Source organism: Maribacter antarcticus DSM 21422, assembly GCF_000621125.1.
Classification (GTDB): domain Bacteria; phylum Bacteroidota; class Bacteroidia; order Flavobacteriales; family Flavobacteriaceae; genus Maribacter; species Maribacter antarcticus.
Genome location: NZ_JHZC01000018.1, coordinates 44,835 through 62,387 on the forward strand (window position 1 = coordinate 44,835; position 17,553 = coordinate 62,387).

Here is a 17,553-nt window from a genome sequence, read left to right on the forward strand (position 1 = left end):
CGACCAAGCCGTTTAACGTTTACGTAATACAAAAACCCTCAGACGATTCTATTGTGTTAAAGGAATATACGCCTCGCTTAGGCTTATGATATCGTTAACTACCGTTTGATTTGTTTTTCCTATTCCTTGAAAAATTCGAAACTAAAATCAAAAATGTCTTATAAATTATTCCCCCTGTTGCTAACGCTTCTTTTTATGCTTAATTAGCAAAGTACAGAAGCACAACTTTTTAAAAAGAAAAAAATAAGACCGAGAAAGCTGCTGAGAAGCCCAAAAATGACACCATAAAACCTTCTTGTCGGTCTGTTACCAAAGAGGCAAAAACAGATACCAGTCATTTGATGTGTATGTAGTAGAAGACAAACATTACTATGAGATTCCCGACTCGCTCTTAAATAGGGAAATGTTAATGGTAAGCCGTACCTCCAAAACAGCCTCTAAAATCGGTTCAGGTGGTGGTAAGATAAATACACAAGTTCTACGTTGGGAGAAACGAAACAAAAAAGTACTGCTCCGTGTGGTTTCCCATGGTGTTGTGGCTGCAGATTCCTTACCTATTAATGAAGTAGTCGTTAATTCTAACTTTAAGCCTGTGTTTTTTGCTTTTGATATTAAAGCATTCAAAAGGGTTCCCTAAATCCAAATACTGCTACTACTGTTATTGAATTGGATGCCATGCTCAATAAAGATACGGAGGGGTTGGGAATGCCAGAATTATACAGAAAGAGATATAAGGTTTCCCGTCTCGATGATAGCAGAAGTTTTAGTGAGCGTATAAAAAGCTTCCCCTTAAACGTTGGGGCCAGACATGTGAAAACCTACGTATCCAGTACACCACCAAGTAACGCCAGCCTAGGTTCTATCCTTTTAGAAATCAACAACTCTATGATTTTATTACCAAGAGAACCTATGAAAAGACGTTATTTTAATCGTCATGTAGGTTGGTTTGCGAGAGGGCAAGTAGATTATGGCTTGGATGCGCAGGAAAGTAAAACAGTTCCCTTTTTGGACCGCTGGCATTTAGCCGTAAAAGACAAGGATGTTGAAAAATAAAAAATGGAATTGGTGGAGCTTAAAAAACAGATTGTTTATTATGCAGATAGAGCCACACCAAAACAATACGTACCTTTTATCAAATAAGGTGTTGAAGATTAGCAGGTCGCCTTTGAAGCTCCAGGCTTCAAAGATACCATGATAGCCAAAGACCCCCCAACAGCAAAAGAAAATCAGGAATGGTCTCCAGAAGATGTACGATATTCGGTAGTTCGTTATTTAGCCTCTCCAATTCCCCACGCGAGTAGTTCTCATGTGAGCGACCCAAGAACTGGTAAAATATTGGAGTCCGATATTAACGCTTAATATAATCTAATGTACTTATCCAGAAATTGGTACTTTATGCAAACAGCAGCTATTACTCCAGATGCGCAAGGTGTTGCCTTTAGCGACGCTGTTAAAGGCAGACTTATCCGTTTTGTTTCCTCCCACGAAGTAGGTCATACTTTAGCGCTTCCATGTAACATGGGAAGTAGTATTGCTTACCCAGTAGGTTCTTTACGTTCTGCAAGTTTTACCAAGAAATATCACACAACGCCATCAATTATGGACTATGCTCGTTTTAACCACATTGTGCAACCAAGGGACGAAGAGGAAGCCTTAACGCCAGATATTGGTATATGCTACCCAATGGGTTTATAAGCCTATCGTGGATAGTATGACTGCTTAGGAAGGAAAAAGTACTTTGAACGGTTGGATTTTAAAACATCTAGGAGACCCCTTATATCGATTTGGTCACCAACACGTGGGAGATATTGTTGACCCAAGTTCACGAACCGAAGATTTGGGAGACGACGCCGTAAAAACTGGTAGCTATGGTATTGCAAACTTGAAACGTATTATTCCAAAATTGATAGAATGGACCAAACAAGATGAGGAAAACTACGATGAATTGGGAACACTTTACGAACAAGTGGTATCTCAGTGCAAGAGGTACATGAGACATGTTTCCAATAATATCGGGGCCGTATATGAAAACTACAAAACGTAGGAACAAGAAGGTGCCGTATACACGCACGTTTCAAAAGCGCATCAGCACAATGTATGCTATGCAATCAGGATGAGTTGTGCAAAACCCCCGAATACTTATTGGACCAAGATATTTTCAGCAAAACACAATACTCGGGTTTTGCAGAACGTATACTTCCCATGCAGGTCAGAACACTGAACAATACGTTACGTTTAGGAAAAATGCCCAGATTGAAAGAAAATAAAACAGCTAATGGTTCAGAATCGTATACCTTAATTAATATGACTAGCGAATTACGAAAAGGTATTTGGTCCGAACTCCCTGCAGGTAGAAAAATAGATAGGTATAGGAGAAATATTCAAAAAGTATATATAGACCGATTAGCATATATAATGACTACGTAAAACCAAGGTAAAAACCAGCTTTTGGAGGATATCAAAAATCGACCGTGGTGAATACGAGTCAGTCTGATATTCGTTCTTTGGCGCGCGCCGAATTAAATAATCTAAAAAGAAACATTAGAAATACAGTCCTAAGAATAACAGATAGACTGAGCAAGTATCATTTACAAGACAATTCAGAATGTATAGACATGATTTTAGATCCTAAATAGGTCCCTTAAAAAAGTGATTTTTTAGGGTATATCGGTCAAATGCAAATATCACCGATAAGGGAATTGCATAAACCACAGTTTACTAACATTTGACATCATAAAAAACCCATTTGACAACAATGGGCTTTTTTGCGTTTAGGTGTGCTTTACCTTTATCATGTAAATAAAAACCCCGAATCATGAATAATAAAATCAAAAGTTTAATTTACCTAAGTTGTTTCATTTTTGCATCTGTACTATATAACGCAACCAATGAAGAAAATATACCAGAGCTATCTGACAAAATGGAATTGACTCAAACGAATCAAGTTGCAAACACTCATTCTGAGGACTTACAACAGCATACTATTAATTAATAACCTACTATTTCCCCGAAACTGGAGCGTGGCTAATAGCCATGCTTTTTTTTTATATAGTTTCCGGTAGCAGCATAACCTACCTGTTTTTATACGGTATCGACCAATGGTACATTAATCCGATAACTGTAAGTACCTAACTACAAAACCGCCTATCTTCACATCAAAAAACCACTAGTTCACAACAACACGCTTTTTTGCGTTTAGGTGTGATTTATCTTTGTAATGTAATTAAAAAACCCAAGCCATGACTAATAAAATCAAAAGTTTAATCTACCTAAGTTGTTTCGTTTTTGCATCGGTATTATATAACACAACCGTAGAAGAAAATACCCGAGAGTTATCTAAAAAAATAGAATTAACTCAAGCGAATCAAGTTGCAGAAACACACTCAGAAGACTTACAACATCAGACTATTAATTAATAACCTACTTGCATCCCTTATTTGAAGCGTGGCTAATAGCCAGGCTTTTTTGTTTTATGTCTGTTGCTCCTTCGTTAAAGCTTCCCTAAAATAGGAAACGTGCTTTAAACCTTTAGGGAAATTAAAAGTCCTAGGAGCAAATCATTAAAATATAAAGACATGAAAAAATTAGCACTTATCTTAGTATTGTTATCAGGCGTTTAGTTAACAGCTCAAAGACATGAAGGCGAACGAAACGGAATGAAAGATTTAAATCCGAAACAAATAGTTACTCTACAAACAAAACTAATGACTTTGGTTTTAGAGTAAATCAAAACCAACAAAAAGAAGTTGAACCGATACTGTTGGCCAATACAAAACTAAGGAAAACTATACTGGGGCAACGGAAAGCAAAAAGAGACGAAGACACCAGACCAACAAAGGAAGAACGATTTACCATACAAAACGAGCAGCTTGATCATATGATAGCTCAAAAGCAGAGATGAAAAAACTAGTAACGGACGAACAGTTTAGTAAATGGGAAAAAACACAAGACAAAAGACAGGAAGGAAAAAAAGGTCGTGGACATAGAAAATCGAAACGCTAAACCTTCGAAGAACAAAACAGAATAAGTAGAGCCACGTTCATATGAACGTGGCTTTCTTTTTCGCATAGTGCAGCAGTTTAACACGCAATATTTGTTCTAAATAGCAAGAGTAATAGAAGGTAAAACCTCATCAACCTTTATCGCGTTCAATATGCAGCCAAACCTAATAGCTCATGCATATAGCAGCGGGAAAATTTTAGTACTAACCCTTAATTGATTATTTTGAGGTATGCAAAATACCATTTCGGATAGAATTGCCGATTTCCTTAAGAAATACCCCCCATTTTCCTATCTACCAATGGAGGAACTTCAAACTTTTACACCAGAAATAACCATAGTTTACAAGGAAAAAAATACTATTGTTTTTAAACGAAATTCTGCCCCACATCTCTTTTTTTATGTGGTACATAAAGGAGCTATCGGGCTTATTCGCCAAGAGGATGGTATTGTTTTAGATATTTGTGATGAAGGTGATATTTTTGGGTTACGACCGCTAATGGCGAACGAGAATTACAGACTCGAAGCCAAGGCTCAAGAAGAAAGTATTCTCTATGCCATCCCCATAACACTTTTTAAACCTATTGTTAAAGAGTACGTTGAGATCGGGAATTTTTTAGTGGAAAGTTTTGCATCTAACACCAGAAACCCATACTCCAATACACATAAAGGCCAACTATTAGGAGATACCGCGCAATTTAATCCGAACAACTCAGGTTCTAGATTATTAGACGTACAGCAGGTGGAATACAGCTCAAAGATAATAAGTTGTAAACCTAGCACAAGAATACAGACCCTTGCCAAAAAAATGTCTAAAAAGAATATTGGCGCCATACTGATAGAAAAGGAAGGCCTTCCCTTCGGCATAATAACCGATAAGGATTTTCGAAATAAAGTGGTCACGGGTATCGTTCCTATAACGGCTAAAGCTAAAGCGATTATGTCCAGCCCTGTAATTACCTATCCCAGTAATTTGACGATTACCCAAGCACAAATGGCTATGATGAAAAGCGGCATCAGTCACTTGGTACTCACCGAGGATGGCACACCCAACACAAATGCCATCGGAATCCTTTCCAAACACGATGTCATGCTTTCCTTGGGTAATAACCCAGCAGTTTTGGTCAAAGCAACAAAACGCTGTACGCAGGTAGATGAGCTAAAGGCCATTAGAAAAGGTGTTATGAACTTATTGAAAGGATATCTGGAACAAAACATCCCCATGAGCCTTACTTCGAAAATAATTTCCGAACTCAACGATGCGTGCGCCAAACAGGTGATTCGACTCTCCTTAAAACAGATGGACACCCCTCCTCCTGTTGAATTCGCCTGGTTGGCCATGGGAAGCCAAGGAAGAAGTGAGCAGCTACTGCATACCGATCAAGACAATGCCTTGGTATTTGCAACGGTTACAGAAAATAACTTAGAAGAAACGCGTACGTACTTTTTACGGTTAGCAAAATTAATTACAAATGGCCTCCACGAAATAGGATATGCTTATTGCCCTGCGGATATGATGGCCTCCAATCCTAAATGGTGTTTGAGTGTTGATGAATTTAAAGAGACTACCACTAAATGGATTACTAATCCTGGGCCAGACGAGGTGCTTTTATCCTCCATTTTCTTTGATTACAACCTAGCCTATGGCAGCAAAGAACTTACTGATGAATTAGCATCCCATATATTTAAAACCGTAGAAAGCTATCCCATTTTCTTGACCCATTTGGCCAGTGGAGCCTTACAGAATCCTTCACCATCTGGCTTCTTTAGAAAATTTTTAGTGGAACAAGACGGCCTTCATAAAGACTTTTTTGATTTGAAACGTCGGGCCTTAATGCCCTTGATAGACGCTGCTAGAGTACTAATTCTATCCCATCACATAAAAGGAATAAACAACACGTGGCAACGCTACGAAAAACTAGCCCTTTTGGAACCTAACAATGCTGAATTATACCTTGCTTGCTCCTACTCAAGTAAAGCACTATTGAAATTCAGAACGCGCCAAGGTTTATTACACAACGATTCTGGTCGTTTTATTTCCTTAGAACAACTAAATAAGGAAGAACGTATGAAACTAAAGCGAACCTTTTCATCTGTCAAGGATATTCAGGAAGTACTATCCGTACGTTTTATGACCGCTATTGTACGCTGATATGTTTAAAAAAAAGACCTATCCCGACTTTTGGAACAAATACGCAGATTCGTTTGACAACGGATTACCCAATTTGGTTCAAGACAACAAATTTGTGGTCTTGGATACAGAAACGACAGGGTTTAATGTAAAAGAAGACCGAATTTTAAGTATCGGCGCCTTGGTCCTTCAACAGCAAACAATACCACCTAAACAGGCTTTTGAGCTTTTTGTTGAACAAGAACACTACAACGCCGAAACGGTTAAGATTCATGGAATATTAAAGCGAGGTTCAACGAAAAGAATCACCGAACTACAAGCCTTAAAAAGAATTCTTGAAACCCTTAAAAATAGTGTTTTAGTGGCGCACCATACGGTTTATGATGTTGCTATGATTAATAATGCACTCAAACGAAACGGCCTACCCAAGCTTAAAAACAAATCCCTCGATACGGCTAGCTTATACTTTAAAACGGTAACTAAACTAAAAAAAGAGGAGTTAGAATCCCATATCACCTTAGACGATTTGGCTAAAATCTATGACATTTCTAAAAAAGACCGCCACACAGCCCTAGGCGATGCCTATATAACTGCAATAGCATTTCTACATATTTTAGAAAAACTAAAGCCCACCACACTCAACGATTTGTTGAAGCGTGACGGGCTTTTTAATTTTTACTAATTCATTACAAAGCTTCATCTATAATCTGCTGTACTACTTCTGGATTCAATAATGTAGAAGTATCCCCAAGATTACTGGTATCCTTTGACGCTATTTTTCTTAAAATCCGTCGCATAATTTTTCCACTTCTTGTTTTAGGAAGTCCAGGAACAAATTGAATTTTATCCAACTTGGCAATAGGCCCAATATGCTCTGTAATTACTTGGTTAATTTCTTTCTTTAAGTTGTCTCGGTCACGGGACTCGCCTGTTTCCTTTAAAATCACATAACCATATAGCGCATTCCCTTTGATATCATGAGGAAAACCTACAATAGCAGATTCTGCCACCGCAGGGTGTTCATTAATGGCATCCTCAATAGGTGCTGTACCCAAATTATGACCGGAAACGATGATAACATCATCTACGCGACCCGTAATACGGTAATAACCCACCTCATCCCTAAGAGCACCATCACCAGTAAAATACATATCCTTAAAAGCTGAGAAATACGTTTCTTTATAGCGCTGATGGTTTCCCCAAATAGTGCGAGCCATAGCGGGCCATGGGAATTTGATACATAACCTGCCATCTACCTGATTCCCTGTGATTTCTTTACCATTCTCGTCCATTAACGCAGGTTGTATTCCGGGTAAAGGCAATGTAGCATAGGTTGGTTTTGTTGGGGTTGAAAAGGGTATAGGAGAAATTAAGATTCCGCCTGTCTCCGTCTGCCACCACGTATCTACGATTGGACATTTTTTGTCACCTACATGGTCATTATACCAATGCCAGGCCTCTTCGTTTATGGGCTCCCCTACAGTACCTAATACTTTTAGGCTAGAAAGGTCATGGTTTGTTACAAAATCAAGATTTTCCTTAGCCAAGGCTCTAATAGCAGTTGGAGCGGTATAAAACTGGGTGACCTTATGCTTTTGAACTACATCCCAAAAACGACCAAAATCGGGATAAGAAGGAACACCCTCGAACATGACGGTAGTTGCTCCATTTGCTAGGGGTCCGTAAACAATATAGGAATGACCCGTTATCCATCCTATATCTGCAGTACACCAGTAAATATCATTTTCATGATACTGAAAAACATTTTTGAAGGTATAAGCAGTATACACCATATACCCTGCTGTGGTATGCACCATTCCCTTAGGTTTACCCGTAGAACCGGACGTATATAAGATAAAAAGTGGGTCTTCGGCATCCATAACCTCCGGAGGGTAATCAGCATAAGCTTCTTCCATTAAAGGCGCCATCCATTCGTCCCTACCTTCTTTCATATAGAGATCCGAATTTGTCCGCTTAACTACGAGCACGTTTTCGACATCCGGACAAGCATCCATAGCATCGTCTACAATACCTTTTAAATCTATTATTTTCTTACCTCGGTAAGAACCATCGGAGGTAATAACCATTTTCGCACCACAATCGTTGACTCTAGTAGCAACCGCAGTAGAAGAAAAGCCAGCAAAAACTACAGAATGCACGGCACCGATTCTTGCACAGGCCAAAAGCGAGATAGCCAATTCTGGTATCATGGGTAAATAAATCACAACTCGGTCTCCCTTCTTAATCCCCTTATCACTAAGTACATTCGCCATTTTACAAACGCGCTCCTTTAGCTCATTGTATGTAATATGTTGAGCGTCTTCATCTGGGTTATTTGGCTCGAAAAGGATGGCCGTTTTATCTCCTCGTATATTTAAATGCCTGTCTATACAGTTTTCCGTAATATTTAATTTAGCACCCTCGAACCATTTTATTTCGGGCTTAGAAAAATCCCAATCCAATACCTTGTCCCATTTCTTGCGCCATACAAAATGTTCTTCAGCTATCTCATCCCAAAAACTTTCAGGGTTTCTAACTGATTTACGATATACTTGATAGTACTCCTCAAAATGTTTGATATGGTAATTGCTCATGTAAGTCCGGTTTTTAATTAACGTTCAATACGACACACTGATTTTTAGATTGCTATCAAAAGTCAAATGATTATTTCAAATATAATTACAAAAGAATCGAATTTCTAAACGAAAAACCTTTCTTTTCGACCAGTTACCCATCAGGAATCACTAATGAGACGAAGCATCGCCAGCGCCACTAGGTATTCTAATATTTTCTACAATCTCTTGCACTTCTAAAGGTGGTTCTGGAGTAAACTTGTTTACAACCAAGGCAACTATAAAATTGACTACCATGGCTATAGAACCAAATCCTTCTGGCGAAATACCAAACCACCAATATTCTTGCAGGCCAGAAACCGCTTCTTTTCCTCCGTCAAAAATACCAAATTTGAATTTCAACATATAAAAAAGCATCAATAGAATACCCACCACCATGCCAGAAACAGCACCCTCTTTATTCATTTTTTTATAGAAAATTCCCAAAACAATAGCTGGGAAAAATGATGCGGCCGCCAAACCAAAGGCAAGCGCCACCACGGCAGCTACGAAACCGGGAGGGTTTATACCAAAATAGCCTGCGATAACAACTCCTACGGTAGCCGCACCACGGGCAGCCCATAACTCTCCTTTTTCGGAGATATTTGGAACAAAGATTTTCTTCACTAAATCATGCGACACGGATGCCGATATCACTAATAACAATCCTGCTGCCGTAGACAAAGCAGCGGCCAAACTACCAGCAGCCACTAGTGCTATCACCCATGCCGGCAAATTTGCTATTTCAGGATTTGCCAATACCATAATATCAGGATCAACCGTAAGTTCGTTCTTGCTGACGTCAGCAACATACTGAATCTTACCGTCTTTGTTTTTATCATCAAAAGCTAATAACCCGGTTCCTTCCCAGTTTTTAAACCAATCAGGCATGGTATCATATTCTTTATTGCTAACCGTCTCAATCATGTTGGTTCTAGCAAATACTGCCACCGCTGGTGCCGTAGTGTATAACACAGCTATTAACAGCAAGGCCATCCCTGCAGATTTACGCGCATCTTTTACCTTCTTAACCGTAAAAAAACGGACAATCACATGGGGCAAACCAGCGGTACCCACCATAAGGGCCAAGGTAATGGCAAACACATCTACCAAACTTTTAGAGCCTGATGTATATTCTGAAAAACCAAGTTCTGTTGAAAGTCCGTTAAGTTTTTCCAACAAATACATTCCAGAACCATCATTCACGGTACCACCCATTCCTAATTGTGGTATAGGATTACCCGTCATTTGTATCGATATAAAAATCGCAGGCACCATAAAAGCAAATATCAATACACAATATTGGGCAACTTGGGTATAGGTAATGCCTTTCATCCCTCCTAAAACTGCATAAAACAAAACAATAACCATCCCTATAATAACGCCGGTATTAATATCAACTTCCAAGAACCTAGAGAAAACCACACCCACACCACGCATTTGTCCCGCCACATAAGTAAAGGAGACTAAAAGCGCACAAAAAACAGCCACCATCCTAGCAGAATTGGAATAATAACGATCCCCTATAAAATCGGGTACCGTAAATTTTCCAAACTTTCGTAGGTAAGGGGCGAGCAACAAAGCAAGCAGCACATACCCACCGGTCCATCCCATTAAATAAACAGAACCGTCATATCCTGCAAAGGAAATGATACCTGCCATGGAAATAAAGGAGGCGGCCGACATCCAATCTGCTGCCGTAGCCATGGCATTCGCTAAAGGGGAAACGCCGCCACCGGCAACATAGAATTCTTTGGTAGAACCCGCACGGGACCAAATTGCGATTCCGATATAAAGACTAAATGTTAAAGCGACAAGGACGTAGGTCCAAATCTGAACATCATTCATAGTATTGGTTTTAATGGTTGGTTGTTATTCGTCGTAGCCGTATTTTTTATCCAATTTGTTCATTAATCGAACGTAGACAAAAATTAAGATGACAAATACATAAATGCTTCCCTGTTGTGCGAACCAAAAACCAAGTTTAAAACCTCCTAAACTAATCGTATTCAACGCATCCTTAAACATGATTCCCGCACCATAGGAGACCCCGAACCAAATAGCTAGAAGAATAAAGAGATACCTAACATTCTCTTTCCAGTAGGCCGAAGCCTTTTTTTGTTTTTCTGACATATTGGTTATTGGTTATTGGATATTGGTTATTGGTTATTGGTTATTGGTTATTGGTTATTGGTTATTGGTTATTGGTTATTGGTTTGTAAATTATTTAAAAATACTCTTAAAATTACGATTGTAAAAGCTATTCCAATATTTACATTAAGATGAGAAAATAAGTTCTTGTCAACTGAGGCTTTACAAACAAGAAGTGGTCATACCTTTCCTTAGGCTAAAGACTAATTTTTTTATTTAAACTTAGAGATTAAGAATCATTACCATTAATTATTTTTTTTACAGCTACCCAAAATCTTTTGGATGTAAGATTAGGAACAACGGGTATATCTGGAATATCTATTAACGGATGTACCATGAAGTCAAGATATTTAAATTGATTCTTAGCTATAATGATATTCTGATATCCCATGCTCCAATTATCAAACTCCCGTGAATAAATATAGCCACTAGATAGAAGTGTCACCTCTGTATGGCGAACGTCCTTCTCAATCCGACTGTACAATTCTAATACGATGTTTTTATTTCCTTCTAAATACTGTATAAATAAGCCTTTATGATACACCAAACACCCTGTAATCTCGTTATCAATATTAAACCGCCTTGCGCGTTTTAATATGTCTTCTACGTCTGGTTGCTCTGTAGTTGGGCTCGCTAAAGACCTGTAGACAAGGTTAAACATATACGTAAGTAAATATAACAATATAAAGATGCCTTCATGATAAATTTAGTAAATCATTAATTCTCAAATTCTAAAATAATCTTTATTTGAACTTTATCAGTTCTTTAATCTTAATCGCTTTCTCAAAATGGTCTAGCTTATTTTCCATAATCCACCAGTTGGCAACCTCCATTAAAAGTTCAGGATTATCATTTTTATTCTTAAAAAAAGCGTAGCATGACAGCCATACATTTTCGCCTTTTGATGAAATTTTACGGTCACAAACTTCGATAATTCTTTCTCATATCTCTTTATTCATCCTTGTATTTTAAGGTACCCCCTTCACCTATTTCCAGACATCCAAAGCCTCGTCTCGGAGCAATTGGGTCATTCTAAACTCGGTATGACGCAATTTGGAATCTATATTAAAAAATGATTTGGAATAAGTGAAGCCAAATTTTTGAGCGTCCTCAGCGGATGCACCATAGAAGATTTCTTTGAATTTTGCCCAATGACATGCTCCAAGGCACATCATACAAGGTTCACAACTTGTATACAAGATACAATCTTTAAGGTTATCCCTACCTATTTGACTGCATGCTACCTGAATGGCGAGCAGCTCCGCATGTTGGGTTAAGTCATCTCTTCCCCTAACTAAGTTATGTACCTCGCAGATAACTTCGTTGTCCCTAACTATTAATGCGCCAAATGAACCTCCCTCTTTTGAAACTCTTCCTTCCTTGGCTTTATTAATAGCTCTTCTTAAATAACTTTCATGCATTTATTTATTCTTTAATGAAATTTTAGCTTTCCAAAATACAACCTATGTTCCTGCTATAACCGGCTAATACATGGACTAAAATCAACACTATTTCGAGTATTTGAACGGCTGATATAGTGGTTAGTCTCATGACAAAGTGTAATCGTAGCTATTTAAAATATAACCATTACACTATGTAATCTTCACTTTTAATTTTATGATATAAAGCCTTACTGAGAGTTACAAATGATACTATATTCTAGAACGTCACCTTCTCAACAGCGGCAATGGTCTCTTCTAAATCAGCATAGCTTAATGCATCATTAAGAAAATAGCTTTCAAAAGCAGATGGAGGCAGGTATATTCCTTGATTTAGCATCCCGTGGAAATAGGTATTGAAACGTTCGTTATTTCCCTTTACGGAAGATGCAAAATCTACTACAGGTTCGTCCGTAAAGTGCACTGAAATCATACTACCAAAACGATTAATTTGATGCGGGACTCCTTTTTTCTCCAAGGCTTTACCAATACCTTCGTGTAAAAAAGCTGTTTTTTTCGCGAGACTATCAAAAATTTCTGGATTGGTATTAAGCTCCGTCAACATGGCAAGACCAGCACTCATTGCTAAAGGGTTTCCACTTAAGGTTCCTGCTTGATACACCGGGCCGTCCGGTGCCAGATGATTCATAATTTCTTCCTTTGCGGCAAAAGCACCCACAGGTAATCCGCCACCGATGACCTTACCAAAAGTCACCATATCTGCAGCAACACCCAAGGCTTCTTGCGCGCCGCCTTTTCCTAATCGAAAACCAGTCATGACTTCGTCAAAAATTAGTAGAATACGTTCCGCCGTGCATAATTCTCTTAGGCCTTTTATAAAAGCATCTGTTGGTACAATACAACCCATATTTCCTGCTACCGGCTCAATTATTATAGCTGCAATCTCGCCTTTGTTAGCGTTTACCAAGGCGTTCACCTCTTCAAGGTTATTATACCCTGCCAACAAGGTATCTTTCGCAGTACCTTGCGTAACACCCGGACTATTAGGACTACCAAAAGTTACTGCGCCACTACCCGCCTGTATTAAAAAGGAATCTGAATGCCCGTGATAGCATCCGGCGAATTTTATGATTTTATCTTTTCCTGTATAGCCACGCGCCAAACGTACTGCGCTCATGCAAGCCTCCGTACCGCTATTTACAAAACGTATCTTGTCAATATTTGGCACCATAGATACCGCCAACTTTGCCAACTCACTTTCAATCTCGGTAGGCATTCCAAAAGAAGTCCCCTTTTTGGCCTTGTCTATAATAGCTGTTATAACCGGTTCATAAGCGTGACCTAAAATCATAGGACCCCAAGACGCTATATAATCAATTAGCTTGTTCCCATCTTCATCATATAAGTAGGCTCCTTTTGCTTCTTTTACAAAAATAGGGTCTCCACCTACAGCTTTAAAAGCTCTTACTGGTGAGTTGACACCACCAGGTATATATTTTTTAGCCTCTGCAAACAGGGCACTACTTCTTTTGTATATCATGAATTACTTTTTCATTTGGGTCGTTTTGACCATCAACTTTTGACCTACAGAAAGATTGGCATCCCTCAGTTTGTTCAATTTCATTAACGCGTCAATAGAAACATAATATCGCTTGGAGAGGGAATACAAGGTATCTCCTTTTCTAACGACATGGACCGCTTTTTTTTCTGCAATAACAGGCATATTTTTTTTATAGACCGATTTGGAAACTCTAGTATCATATTGGTCTAATTGATGTTTTTCGATGAGGTAAATAAGCTTTTGTGGGTATTTTTTATCGGTTGCATAGCCTGCTTTGCGCAGTCCTTTTGCCCAGTTTTTATAATCCGTAGTATCATAATCAAACAAAAAGGCATATCTACCGCGAGTAGAAAGAAAAATACTGTGGTCTCTATACGAATACATAGGATGATTATACTTTCTAAAGCACTCCCCTTTTGCATCGTCGTCATGAAAATCGTAATCGCCCTGCCAACCCGTATGGCATTTAATACCAAAATGGTTGTTGGTTTTCCTGGCCAATTCGCCGTTTCCAAAGCCGCTTTCCAAAAGTCCTTGTGCTAGCGTAATACTCGCAGGAATACCATAAGCCTTCATTTCCAATTGAGCAATTTCAGAAAAGGTTGTAATATAGTCAGGTATATCTTCAATTTTAAAAATGACAAACTTACCTGTATCTTGGGGTAAATCTACTTTACTCTCAGCCTTCGGGGCTTTAGAACTAGATTTTGTCTTCTGACGCTCGGTAAGTACATTTTTGGTCCTCATAGAGTCCGTGTACGCTTTTTTAGATTTACAACCTGTAAAAGAGACGCTTAAGACTAGCAGCAAGAGTAGAATTCTGTTATTTATCATTCTAACAAAGGTAAATTTTTCTTTTTTAGCACCGTATTCATTCCCTCAATTCCTTGAATTCCGCCTGTATGCACAGCCAAAATCTTCGTGCCTTCAGCAAAATTATCATTCTTAATCATATGGTACAACCCAAATAGCATTTTTCCAGTATAAATGGGATCTAAGGGAATACCGGTTTCTGCCTTAAAATTATTAATAAACACCACTAATTCATTCGTAATTTTAGCATAACCGCCAAAGTGATATTCTGTGATCAATCTCCAATTCTTCTTTATGGTAATTTGGCTAATAGTTTCCTTTATAAAACTCCCTTTTAAGGCAGAAAAGCCCAACACTTGTTGGTGTTGATGAGAGGAATTGATGAGACCGCCTACGGTTCCACCAGTGCCAACACAGGTACAGATGACATCAAATTCTGAGTCCTGCGCTACCAAAATTTCTTCACAGCCTTTCACTGCCAAAGGGTTGGTGCCACCCTCTGGAATTAAATAAAAGTCTCCGTATTGCTTTTTTAATTGCGTGATAAATTCTGTATTATCCTTTTCCTTGTAAGCTTGTCTGCTTACAAATTTAAACCGCATCCCATTTTCGTATGCTTGTGCTAAAGTTGGATTTTGATGCCAGTTATCTTGAAGCTCTTCTCCCCTAATTACGCCAATGGTTTTAATTCCTCGTTCCCTACCGGCAAAAGCAACAGCTGCGATATGGTTTGAAAAAGCTCCTCCAAAAGTAAGTAGTGTGCTACATCCTTTTTCTCGGGCAGCTTTTAAATTGTACTTTAATTTTCGATATTTATTTCCGGATATGAATGGATGCAGTAAATCCTCTCGCTTTAAAGCTAGGATGATATTTTTTTCCTCGAGGATAGGAAGCTGTAGATATTGATTTATACTCTGCAAATTTAATGAATTCAGCCACAAAGGTATTTAATAAAGCTGAACGATTTACGTTGGGAAAGGTAATCTGATTGGCTCTCGTTACTATAGGCTTCGCGCTCAAAGCTAATATTCTGGTAAGCACGGTAACTGTCCAAATACCAAATACTTCGAAGCAACCATTCTGAAATATAAAGTATGTAAAAGGGTAGGATAAGTAATTCTTCTTGTTGCCTTAAATGAATTTTCTCGTGATTGATAAGAACGGTGTCCTCTTTAAACGCATCACTCTTTAGAAAAATAAATGGCCACAAAGAGAGCCCTACATAGTTTTTATAAAAGAAATGTTTAAAAACCAATATCATAGGCAATTGCTTCATCTATTGAAACAAAGATAATTGTTAAATTTTTGACCGAAAAACATACTCGTTTTTCTTGCCAACAATCCCGACATACGGAATAACACCATAATTTACTCATAAAATTAACGCTCTACATAAGGTTATCAACAGAAAACGAGTAACTTTATTTCTGTTATTAAGGTAATGAAAGTAGAGAATTGACCTTTCCTGAACTATCACTCCGAATCATTTGGAACTACTCAACACGTTTAAAAAGTAATGAAAGAAATTATCCCAATTGAGGAAGGCGATTTTTATTGGACCGATGAAGGGTATCGCGTTTTTACCAAACAATTTCATCTAAAACGCGGTTATTGTTGTGAAAGCGGCTGTAGACATTGTCCTTATGGTTATGACCCAAAAACAAACAGCCAATGAACATAATTATGTTCGGCATGATTTTTGGTGCCTTTTAATTGAAAAATAAAGAGTCCCCTAATAAAAAAACAGTCTATGAAAAAGCTAAAATTAATCCTATTACCTGTATTTGCCCTTGTATTTCTTAGTTCCTGTAACGCGGTGCGGGTACTATCCGATTATGATGAAAAGGCCAATTTCAGTTCCTATAATTCTTATGCTTTTTACAAAACAGGCATAGATAAAGCCCAAATTTCAGATTTGGATAAAAAGCGAATTCTCAGAGCAATAGAGACAGAGTTGTCCACAAGAGGGTTCATTAAATCTGATAGCCCAGATATCCTAATTAATATCTTCACCAAAGAACAGGAACGTGTAGATATTTACAACAATAACTTTGGCATGGGCGGCTGGGGTGGTTTCGGAGGCTGGGGCATGGGAGGCCTTGGTTGGGGACCCGGACTTGGTTGGGGCTGGGGAGGCGGCAACTTCGTGAGTACAAGCACAGAAGGTTCTTTATATATAGATTTGGTAGATACTCAAAGCAAACAGCTGGTTTGGCAAGGAAAAGGGGAAGGCACTTTAGCCAATACCAAAAATATTCAAAAGAAAGAACAGCGCATAAAAGAATTTGTTTCGCAGATTATGGAGCAATATCCGCCTAGCGGAGTTGCTACTAACTAAGCGGACAACATAAGTAAAATCCAGCTTGTATCTTCAAATACAAGCTGGATTTTATTTTCTACAATAGCGGGAAATGTTCGCTATTTTTGACCTCGTTCAACACAAAGGCGCTTTTTACTGCACCGATATTGGGGAGACTGGCTATTTTGGATTTTGCAAAATTATAATAAGCATCTAAATTTTTGACCGTTACCTTTAATAGAAAATCAAACTCCCCTCCTACTACATAGCAAGCCCTTATTTCTTTCAACTCTTGAATCCTTAAAAGAAAATCATCCATAAAGCTACCTTTTTGAGCCTCTAGGGAAACAAAGCTAAATACAGTGATACTCTCTTCAATTTTATCCGTGTTTAAAATAGCAACATAGCCTTTTATATACCTCTCCTTTTCCAATCTTTTTATCCGTTCATATACAGGAGTTTTGGTAAGTCCCAATTTCTCTGCAATCGTTTTTACACCCGTTTTTGCATCATTTTCTAAGATTTTCAATATTTGACGGTCTATACTGTCTAAGTTTTCCGGCATACTATTTCCTGTTTTGTGTAGT

General features: G+C 38.3%; 23 protein-coding genes. 12 read left to right on the forward strand and 11 right to left on the reverse strand.

Annotated features, from left to right (window positions below):
- The first annotated feature begins 295 nt into the window (after positions 1–295).
- From Q360_RS27220 to Q360_RS0114120, 10 genes are all read left to right on the forward strand, one after another.
- Positions 296–637 carry a DUF5118 domain-containing protein gene (locus Q360_RS27220; protein ID WP_316931527.1) on the forward strand — a complete coding sequence of 114 codons (342 nt, stop codon included), beginning with the start codon at positions 296–298 and terminating at the stop codon, positions 635–637.
- 38 nt (positions 638–675) lie between these two features.
- Positions 676–1,053 (forward strand): DUF5117 domain-containing protein, encoded by a 378-nt coding sequence (locus tag Q360_RS27225; RefSeq protein ID WP_027077662.1) that lies wholly within the window; start codon positions 676–678, stop codon positions 1,051–1,053.
- Between the two features lie 138 nt (positions 1,054–1,191).
- The gene (locus Q360_RS27230; RefSeq protein ID WP_316931528.1) at positions 1,192–1,359 is read left to right on the forward strand and encodes a hypothetical protein; all 168 of its coding nucleotides are present in this window, start codon (positions 1,192–1,194) and stop codon (positions 1,357–1,359) included.
- Positions 1,360–1,395: 36 nt separating this feature from the next.
- Entirely contained in the window at positions 1,396–1,695 is a 300-nt protein-coding gene (locus tag Q360_RS27235; RefSeq protein WP_027077663.1) for a zinc-dependent metalloprotease, read from the forward strand.
- Between the two features lie 43 nt (positions 1,696–1,738).
- On the forward strand, positions 1,739–2,044 hold the full coding sequence (locus tag Q360_RS27240; RefSeq protein ID WP_027077664.1) for a zinc-dependent metalloprotease: 306 nt from the start codon (positions 1,739–1,741) through the stop codon (positions 2,042–2,044).
- 74 nt (positions 2,045–2,118) lie between these two features.
- Positions 2,119–2,427, forward strand: a complete 309-nt coding sequence (locus tag Q360_RS27245) for a zinc-dependent metalloprotease (protein ID WP_316931530.1) — start codon at positions 2,119–2,121, stop codon at positions 2,425–2,427.
- Positions 2,428–2,815: 388 nt separating this feature from the next.
- Positions 2,816–2,992, forward strand: a complete 177-nt coding sequence (locus Q360_RS25890) for a hypothetical protein (protein WP_156950126.1) — start codon at positions 2,816–2,818, stop codon at positions 2,990–2,992.
- Between the two features lie 768 nt (positions 2,993–3,760).
- Positions 3,761–3,901, forward strand: coding sequence for a hypothetical protein (locus Q360_RS26355; RefSeq protein ID WP_211251596.1), 141 nt, complete (start codon positions 3,761–3,763; stop codon positions 3,899–3,901).
- 330 nt (positions 3,902–4,231) lie between these two features.
- Entirely contained in the window at positions 4,232–6,151 is a 1,920-nt protein-coding gene (locus Q360_RS0114115) for a DUF294 nucleotidyltransferase-like domain-containing protein (protein WP_027077666.1), read from the forward strand.
- Position 6,152: 1 nt separating this feature from the next.
- Entirely contained in the window at positions 6,153–6,812 is a 660-nt protein-coding gene (locus Q360_RS0114120) for a 3'-5' exonuclease (RefSeq protein ID WP_027077667.1), read from the forward strand.
- Positions 6,813–6,816: 4 nt separating this feature from the next.
- On the opposite strand, the gene acs is transcribed toward Q360_RS0114120, so the two are convergent.
- The 10 genes from acs to Q360_RS0114170 all read right to left on the reverse strand — a co-directional run bounded on the left by acs (position 6,817) and on the right by Q360_RS0114170 (position 15,928).
- The gene (gene acs / locus Q360_RS0114125; protein ID WP_027077668.1) at positions 6,817–8,724 is read right to left on the reverse strand and encodes an acetate--CoA ligase; all 1,908 of its coding nucleotides are present in this window, start codon (positions 8,722–8,724) and stop codon (positions 6,817–6,819) included.
- A gap of 150 nt (positions 8,725–8,874) precedes the next feature.
- Complete coding sequence (locus Q360_RS0114130; RefSeq protein WP_027077669.1) at positions 8,875–10,590, reverse strand: sodium:solute symporter family protein; 1,716 nt, start codon at positions 10,588–10,590, stop codon at positions 8,875–8,877.
- Positions 10,591–10,614: 24 nt separating this feature from the next.
- Positions 10,615–10,875 carry a DUF4212 domain-containing protein gene (locus tag Q360_RS0114135; RefSeq protein ID WP_027077670.1) on the reverse strand — a complete coding sequence of 87 codons (261 nt, stop codon included), beginning with the start codon at positions 10,873–10,875 and terminating at the stop codon, positions 10,615–10,617.
- 247 nt (positions 10,876–11,122) lie between these two features.
- On the reverse strand, positions 11,123–11,554 hold the full coding sequence (locus Q360_RS23400; RefSeq protein ID WP_051554739.1) for a BLUF domain-containing protein: 432 nt from the start codon (positions 11,552–11,554) through the stop codon (positions 11,123–11,125).
- An 82-nt stretch (positions 11,555–11,636) separates the two neighbouring features.
- The gene (locus tag Q360_RS26725; protein WP_316931532.1) at positions 11,637–11,828 is read right to left on the reverse strand and encodes a DUF6500 family protein; all 192 of its coding nucleotides are present in this window, start codon (positions 11,826–11,828) and stop codon (positions 11,637–11,639) included.
- 51 nt (positions 11,829–11,879) lie between these two features.
- The gene (locus Q360_RS0114150; RefSeq protein WP_027077671.1) at positions 11,880–12,314 is read right to left on the reverse strand and encodes a nucleoside deaminase; all 435 of its coding nucleotides are present in this window, start codon (positions 12,312–12,314) and stop codon (positions 11,880–11,882) included.
- A gap of 238 nt (positions 12,315–12,552) precedes the next feature.
- Entirely contained in the window at positions 12,553–13,833 is a 1,281-nt protein-coding gene (gene hemL / locus Q360_RS0114155) for a glutamate-1-semialdehyde 2,1-aminomutase (RefSeq protein WP_027077672.1), read from the reverse strand.
- 3 nt (positions 13,834–13,836) lie between these two features.
- Entirely contained in the window at positions 13,837–14,688 is an 852-nt protein-coding gene (locus tag Q360_RS0114160; protein ID WP_027077673.1) for a glucosaminidase domain-containing protein, read from the reverse strand.
- Entirely contained in the window at positions 14,685–15,587 is a 903-nt protein-coding gene (locus Q360_RS0114165) for a 1-aminocyclopropane-1-carboxylate deaminase/D-cysteine desulfhydrase (protein WP_027077674.1), read from the reverse strand. Before Q360_RS0114165 ends, Q360_RS0114160 begins: the two co-directional genes overlap by 4 nt.
- An 11-nt stretch (positions 15,588–15,598) precedes the next feature.
- Positions 15,599–15,928: a hypothetical protein gene (locus Q360_RS0114170; protein WP_027077675.1), complete on the reverse strand. Its 330-nt coding sequence runs from the start codon at positions 15,926–15,928 to the stop codon at positions 15,599–15,601.
- Positions 15,929–16,183: 255 nt separating this feature from the next.
- On the opposite strand from Q360_RS0114170, the gene Q360_RS26160 reads away from it, so the two are divergent.
- Together Q360_RS26160 and Q360_RS0114180 are read left to right on the forward strand one after the other, a co-directional pair.
- Positions 16,184–16,342 carry a DUF5522 domain-containing protein gene (locus Q360_RS26160; protein WP_169734655.1) on the forward strand — a complete coding sequence of 53 codons (159 nt, stop codon included), beginning with the start codon at positions 16,184–16,186 and terminating at the stop codon, positions 16,340–16,342.
- A gap of 75 nt (positions 16,343–16,417) precedes the next feature.
- On the forward strand, positions 16,418–17,005 hold the full coding sequence (locus tag Q360_RS0114180; protein ID WP_027077676.1) for a DUF4136 domain-containing protein: 588 nt from the start codon (positions 16,418–16,420) through the stop codon (positions 17,003–17,005).
- A 58-nt stretch (positions 17,006–17,063) separates the two neighbouring features.
- On the opposite strand, the gene Q360_RS0114185 is transcribed toward Q360_RS0114180, so the two are convergent.
- Positions 17,064–17,531, reverse strand: a complete 468-nt coding sequence (locus tag Q360_RS0114185) for an Lrp/AsnC family transcriptional regulator (protein ID WP_027077677.1) — start codon at positions 17,529–17,531, stop codon at positions 17,064–17,066.
- Positions 17,532–17,553 lie beyond the last annotated feature (22 nt).